We start from the raw sequence: 6090 nt of genomic DNA on the forward strand, positions 1-6090 counted from the left end.
ATTAATTATCGTTGGAGCAACATGTTTTTACTAATTTAGATTCTAGAAAAAAGCCTTATAAAAAGGCTTTTTTCTTTTTGTGTAATTAGCTAAATACCCATATGGATTAAAAGGAAAATTAACCATGCCCTGCTGGAGAGACAAAATTTGATAATGGCAATGAATTACAAAGTAAAGCTCCTTTTTGTGAAATTATTGTTGAAGGAAATTTTTTTAAAATTGCAATTTGGAATGATGGTGAGTGGGCAGTGTATGAATCCCCTTTAAATAAGGCTAAATCTATGGAGAAACACCAATATATACTTAATGAAAATGACTTATTAGGCATTGAGGTTAATGAGGACTTTTTTGAGGTACGTATTAAACATATTGCCGAGTTAATTAACATCAAATGAAAAAATACATTTTTAAATTATTGGAAGAGGGTTGCTGGGAACCATATCGGTAAAGAACTCAGTACATCTTCTCCATAAAAATTCATTCTTAGAAAAAGAGAGAAGGAGATAAATTTGCAAGTTTCTAGTAAAGCCAAAAGAGTTTTTAGTATTGCATTGCCAGCCATTGGCGAATCATATCTTCATAGTGTACTCGGAGTAGTTGATTCGTTTTTTATTGCACGTTTAGGTCTGTTATCGATTAATGCAGTAGGTGTTACCAATATCTATAGCATGACTTATATTGGGGTATTCACAGCTATTTCAGCTACGCTTTCTGTGTTTTTATCTAGAGTATTCGGAGCAAAAGATGAGGAACGTAGTAAGTCGGTTATTTTTCACGGTTTATTTATATCCATATTGATTGGATTGTTATTTTCTTTAGTTTCAGTTGTTTTCGCTAATCCATTATTAACAATGGTTGGAGCCAATGAACAATTGCAAAATACCGCAATAATTTATTTTAAAGTGGTTATAGGGCTTACTCCGTTTATTGCATTGTTTACTGCCCAATCGGCATCATTTCGTGCGATAGGGGATACCAGAACCCCTTTCCGTGTTGGGATTGAAATGAATGTGATCCATGTGATTTTAGATTATTTTTTAATATTTGGAATAGGACCATTCAAAGGACTAGGAATAACTGGAGCAGCCTTTGCCATGATCTTAGCAAGAATCAATGGTTTTCTTCGGCTGGTCATTATATCCCAGCGAATTCCTGCTATTGCTTTAAAGATTAGTGATTTCAAAGTCATATGGAATCTAGTAGGGGGTATGATGAAATTTGCAATTCCTGCTACCATAGAAAGATTAAGCATGAGATTGGGGCAAGTCATTTATTTTGGTTTAATTATTCGGATGGGTACGGAAGTATATGCGACACACAATATCGCTGGTACATTAACAACATTTGCCTTTACAGTCGAAGGAGGTTTTGCTGTAGCTGACAGTACGCTCATCGGACAGGCAATTGGAGAGAATAATTTGTCAGATGTTAAGGAATATCGCAAATGGAGTTATACAATCAGCCGTTACAATGACCGCTATAACTGCAATATTGGCTCTTGGAAGCCCTTGGATAGGCAAAATATTTACTCATGATAAAACTGTTATTCATTTATTAGGAATCATTTTATTAATCGATACATTTTCTCAGCCATTCTTAGCTTCGGTTACCGTTGATACATCTGTGGTTCAAGCTGGTGGAAACAGTAAATTCCCAATGATGGTCACTATAATTGGGATTTGGGTTGTTCGAACATTAGGAGTGTATATATTTGCTTGGAAATTAGGATTTGGGTTACCAGCGGTATGGATTTCTATTGGAGCGGATAATGCTTTGCGAGCTTGTCTCTTTGCGTGGTATCGTAATAAGAAAAATGTAATTAGAGAATTGGCTTAATTTATAGTTCTTACCAAAAACCAATCCAGATAAGGCCCGCACCAATTCAAAAAAGTGGGCTTTTTTTCAGCTTTTTTTACACCCAATCAATGAGTAAGTCTTAAACTTTCATGAATGTTCACATAAATGTAACTAATTATAACAAATCTCTAATTGACAACTATTATCAGTTAAAATAAAATCATTTATAGATGATATTGAAAATTGTTATCAATTAAAAATTACCAAGGAGGATCCGATGGGCAAAAATCTATTACTAAAGTTATCTATCCTTCTATTAATATTAGGATTTGGATTACATAATCCAGTATATGCGGCTACAAGTCCTAGTGAGGATTTAAAGAAAGCTGAAGTTTCAATTGATCAAGCAATTGATTCTGCTTCTAAAGGGGACCTTTCGAATGCACAAAATGCTTATGATCAATTTAACAAAACCTGGATACAAATAGAAGATGGAATAAAAGGTAATTCAGCTACTGCATATCGAGAAATTGAATCGAATATGGGACAGGTGGTTTATGCCTTTACCCTTAAAAAACAAGATCAAGTTCTACAGGCTTTACAAGGTTTAAAAGCTGTAAATGAAAAGTTTGTAAGTGGTGGTTATCCAAAAGAAATAGGTTTTAAGAAAGAAGATATTTCTTTAGATGATTTTATCTTGATTCTTCAACAAACAAAGAAGGAAGTTAAAGAACAAAATCAAGCTCAGGCCCTTGAAGGAATTAAAAAGGCAAGTAGTAGTTGGTTAAGTGTTGAAGGAGTAGTGGTGGCACAATCGGCATCAGTTTATAGTAATTCTGAAAGAGACTTGGTTTCTATTCAAGCTATGCTTGCAGCTAATCCTCCCAATTATAAACAAGCTAATAAAACAATTGATAGCATGATAAATTATCTCACTCCATTGGCTGAAAAATCCAGTTATACCTATTGGGATGCAGCAATGATTTTAATACGTGAAGGTTTAGAAGCATTACTGGTAGTCATTGCTCTTATGTCTTTTGTGAAAAAGTCAGGAGAGGGAAAGGGAAAAGGCTGGATTTGGACTGGAGTATTATCAGGTTTAGGAGTTAGTGTGATTTTAGCTGTCATTGTAAAATTTGTGATTTCATCTGGAGCTTTTGGCAACAATAATGCCCTGATCGCTGGATGGACGGGTGTTTTTGCGGCAGCTATGTTAATGTATATGAGCTATTGGCTACATAGCCAATCAAATATTGCCGATTGGAATCGATATATTCGTGAAAAAAGCCAAACAGCATTATCAACAGGTAAACTTATCTCGTTAGGCGTTCTCGCCTTTCTTGCTGTGTTTCGTGAAGGAACAGAAACAGTATTGTTTTATATCGGAATGGCAAGCCAAATAAAACTTCAATCACTGTTAATCGGTTTTCTTATTGGGGCGGCAATCCTTGGCATTTTGGCTTATCTAATGGTGTTTGTAGGATTGAAATTGCCTCTACGCCCATTCTTTATGGTGTCAAGTTTAATCGTATTTTATCTTTGCGTTAAGTTTACAGGAATGGGAATACACAGTCTGCAATTATCTGGGTTAATCCAAACAACGAATTCTGAGAGCATCCCAAGTATAGAGTTTTTTGCACTTTACCCATCATGGGAAAGCACGATACCACAAATAATTCTTGTTCTTGGAGCAGTTATTATAGTTTTATCCAAAAGGCTAAAAAACAAAAAAACTGTTGTGGAAAATAATAATTACACTGAAAGTAGGAAATTATCATGAAAAAAATGACATCAATGATTTTAACAATCGGTCTTGGAAGTGCATTATTATTAGCAGGCTGTAGTTCAGGTAATAGTAAAGTTTCAGATGGTGTAAATAAAATGTTGGATACAACAGAACAGTTATCAAAAGCCATCGATAGTGGTGACCAAGCAAAGGTAAAAGAAGTTGGACCTAAATTAGAAGATCAATGGTCTTCGTTTGAAGATGATGTTAAAAAGGATAATAAAGATTTATATGGGAAAGTTGAAAAATATCTTGATCCAACAATTGCTGGTTCAGAAGCAAAAACTCTTGATAAAGAAGCGTTAGGAAACCTTAATGACAAGCTGACTGATGCTTTAAAAGAACTACAAAGCAAAACAAAAGAATAACAATTTGAAAAAAAGAGACTCACATAGTCTCTTTTTTTCATGGGTTAGTGATGCAAAAAGTTACAATCAATACATGAGGAATCTTACACAGAAATTTTGGTATATAATTGGGTACTCGATATTAGCCGTCGTTTACGAGTTGTTAGCTGATGTATGAGTTTGTTTTGTATTTGTTAACAAAAAAACCCCCCATCAAAAGGGGGGGGAGGATACTAAAATCCAAATGGTCCCAACGGACAGCACGGGTTTACTGGAACACCGCACATTGTATGTGTTTCACAGCATTCATTTACACAGGACTCTGTGTGGGGAAAATAGTGCTGATGATTAACATGTAGCTTATTAACCGTTGTTGTATGTGAAGGATGTAAATGTGTAACTACTTTATTAAATAAATTAGTTTTCACGTATTGTTGCCCTGGTGAAACTAGTGGTGGATCATATTGAGTAGGAAATACTTGAGGCGGGCAGTATTGAGGTGGGCATGGTGGTGGTGGGCAGTATTGAGATGGCATTTGTTGTATAGGAGCAATCTGATTAGGCAGTGCATTCGGCATTGCATTTGGAAACATATTTGGTGGAACGTTTCTATTTCTATTCATAGTTAATCATCCTCCATATGAATTTATCTAATTACACCATTAAACTATGTGAACTTTAGTTTATGCGGACTAGTTATATAACTATTTTGTAATATTTACGATGTACTTAGATTGATTGAACAGATATTTAATGTCGTAGTTCGAGAATAAGACGCATTATATGCGAGGGTATTATTCCGCTTACGAGGGCTTATTGGAAAAAACTAAAACCAAGCTCGTAAATGTTAAAAAGAGAACCGATGGGTGCTCTTCTCTGTTATAATTTTTAACCGAAAGTGCGTTAAAACCATGTGAATATAGTGAGGATTTGAGTGCTTTTTTTATTAATGTATATGCATTGGGAAAATGTTGGGGATCCGTTTGAGTTTGCTAGAAATAGTTTTGAAGCTGCAAAAGAAGCAGGTCTTTTTTAAAAATATGGTTTTTTAGGTTTGAGACAAGGAGGTGATTTTAATGGAAAGACCAAACGTTTTTGATAATTGGTTCAGATTTGTTAATCCTGATACCGAATCAAGCTCTTTCATGAGAAATCAGATGGATGTAGAATTTGAATCCAGCTCCAGAACAACTGTGCATCAAACTACCATGGAATCTAGTTCAAACCATATGGAGTATGAGTCAAGCGAACAAATGACAAGTACTGATCGTGGTGATGTTAGGGATATAACTGCTTCCACATGCCAACGACTGGCAGATATTATCGGAGGCGAAGTTATTGCAGCAGCACCTGTGTGTACTGTAATGCGTCTTCGAAATATTATTGCTACTATTTTAGACCGACGCACACGTTCACCGCTGGCACTTCCGTTTATGTTATCTTTTGAAAATAATGGTCTAAATCTTGGTGAATCGGTTGTTCTCCAAGATAACTCAATCGATTTATTGCTGCATTACGGAAAAGAGGCCTTATTGTAACAGACTTTCATAACCATTGGCTGTTTGAAAAACCACGTTTAATGTATATCCATTGGGAGAATGTTGGCATGTCTGCGGAAGAGTTTGCTAGAAATAGTATTGCTGCCGCAAAGGAAGCAGGACTATTCTAAAGAGAATGCCATTATATTGCAATGCTCTCTAAGAATTTGCAAAGCTTTTCAATGTGTCTTAAACTAGGTTCAAAAAATGGCGAGTGACACCATGAGAAATAAGTCCTGAACAAGGATGGATTAGATTAATCTATCCTTGTTATTATTCATTTACCACATCCAATTTTTCATATGTGTGTCCACACTCTAGTACATAATCAATCATATTTTATTTATAAGAAGAATAAAGAAGGGAAGAAGAATGTCATTGGTGGAGAGTGATAATAAACTTGAGCAGAAACCGATTGAAGAAATTGATCCATTTTCAAGATTAATGTTTGGAAACAATAAACACAAAAGAACTAACAAAAAAGACGATATGCCCGAACATAAAGAACAGTTAACTTTCGAGAGGAAAACAAATCGGTTCGACGATTGGATTTTTGGTAATAGGGGAAAAGCACCTTTGGCTAGCACACAAACCATTCTAAATAAAGACGATATGCCCGAAC

General features: G+C 35.2%; 8 protein-coding genes. 7 read left to right on the forward strand and 1 reads right to left on the reverse strand.

Going from position 1 to position 6090, the window contains the following annotated elements:
• Nucleotides 1-509 precede the first annotated feature (509 nt).
• The 4 genes from V7266_RS29160 to V7266_RS29175 all read left to right on the forward strand — a co-directional run bounded on the left by V7266_RS29160 (nucleotide 510) and on the right by V7266_RS29175 (nucleotide 3951).
• Entirely contained in the window at nucleotides 510-1535 is a 1026-nt protein-coding gene (locus V7266_RS29160) for an MATE family efflux transporter (RefSeq protein ID WP_335472706.1), read from the forward strand.
• Nucleotides 1471-1836: an MATE family efflux transporter gene (locus V7266_RS29165; protein ID WP_335472707.1), complete on the forward strand. Its 366-nt coding sequence runs from the start codon at nucleotides 1471-1473 to the stop codon at nucleotides 1834-1836. The genes V7266_RS29160 and V7266_RS29165 overlap by 65 nt, the downstream gene beginning before the upstream one ends.
• A gap of 238 nt (nucleotides 1837-2074) precedes the next feature.
• Entirely contained in the window at nucleotides 2075-3577 is a 1503-nt protein-coding gene (locus V7266_RS29170) for an FTR1 family iron permease (RefSeq protein WP_335472708.1), read from the forward strand.
• Nucleotides 3574-3951: a hypothetical protein gene (locus tag V7266_RS29175; RefSeq protein WP_335472709.1), complete on the forward strand. Its 378-nt coding sequence runs from the start codon at nucleotides 3574-3576 to the stop codon at nucleotides 3949-3951. Before V7266_RS29170 ends, V7266_RS29175 begins: the two co-directional genes overlap by 4 nt.
• Before the next feature lie 212 nt (nucleotides 3952-4163).
• Here V7266_RS29175 and V7266_RS29180 read toward each other — a convergent pair whose 3' ends face one another.
• Nucleotides 4164-4553: a CotD family spore coat protein gene (locus V7266_RS29180; RefSeq protein WP_420491516.1), complete on the reverse strand. Its 390-nt coding sequence runs from the start codon at nucleotides 4551-4553 to the stop codon at nucleotides 4164-4166.
• Between the two features lie 453 nt (nucleotides 4554-5006).
• Here V7266_RS29180 and V7266_RS29185 point away from each other — a divergent pair, with 453 nt between their 5' ends.
• The 3 genes from V7266_RS29185 to V7266_RS29195 all read left to right on the forward strand — a co-directional run.
• A complete protein-coding gene (locus tag V7266_RS29185) occupies nucleotides 5007-5468 on the forward strand; it encodes a hypothetical protein (protein ID WP_335472710.1) in 462 nt (153 codons plus the stop codon).
• Nucleotides 5462-5599, forward strand: a complete 138-nt coding sequence (locus tag V7266_RS29190) for a DUF1259 domain-containing protein (protein WP_335472714.1) — start codon at nucleotides 5462-5464, stop codon at nucleotides 5597-5599. The genes V7266_RS29185 and V7266_RS29190 overlap by 7 nt, the downstream gene beginning before the upstream one ends.
• Nucleotides 5600-5840: 241 nt before the next feature.
• Nucleotides 5841-6090, forward strand: a 250-nt coding sequence (locus tag V7266_RS29195) for a hypothetical protein (RefSeq protein ID WP_335472711.1), incomplete at its 3' end; no start/stop codon positions are given.

The organism is Neobacillus drentensis (assembly GCF_036965645.1).
GTDB classification, from domain to species: domain Bacteria; phylum Bacillota; class Bacilli; order Bacillales; family Cytobacillaceae; genus Neobacillus; species Neobacillus drentensis_D.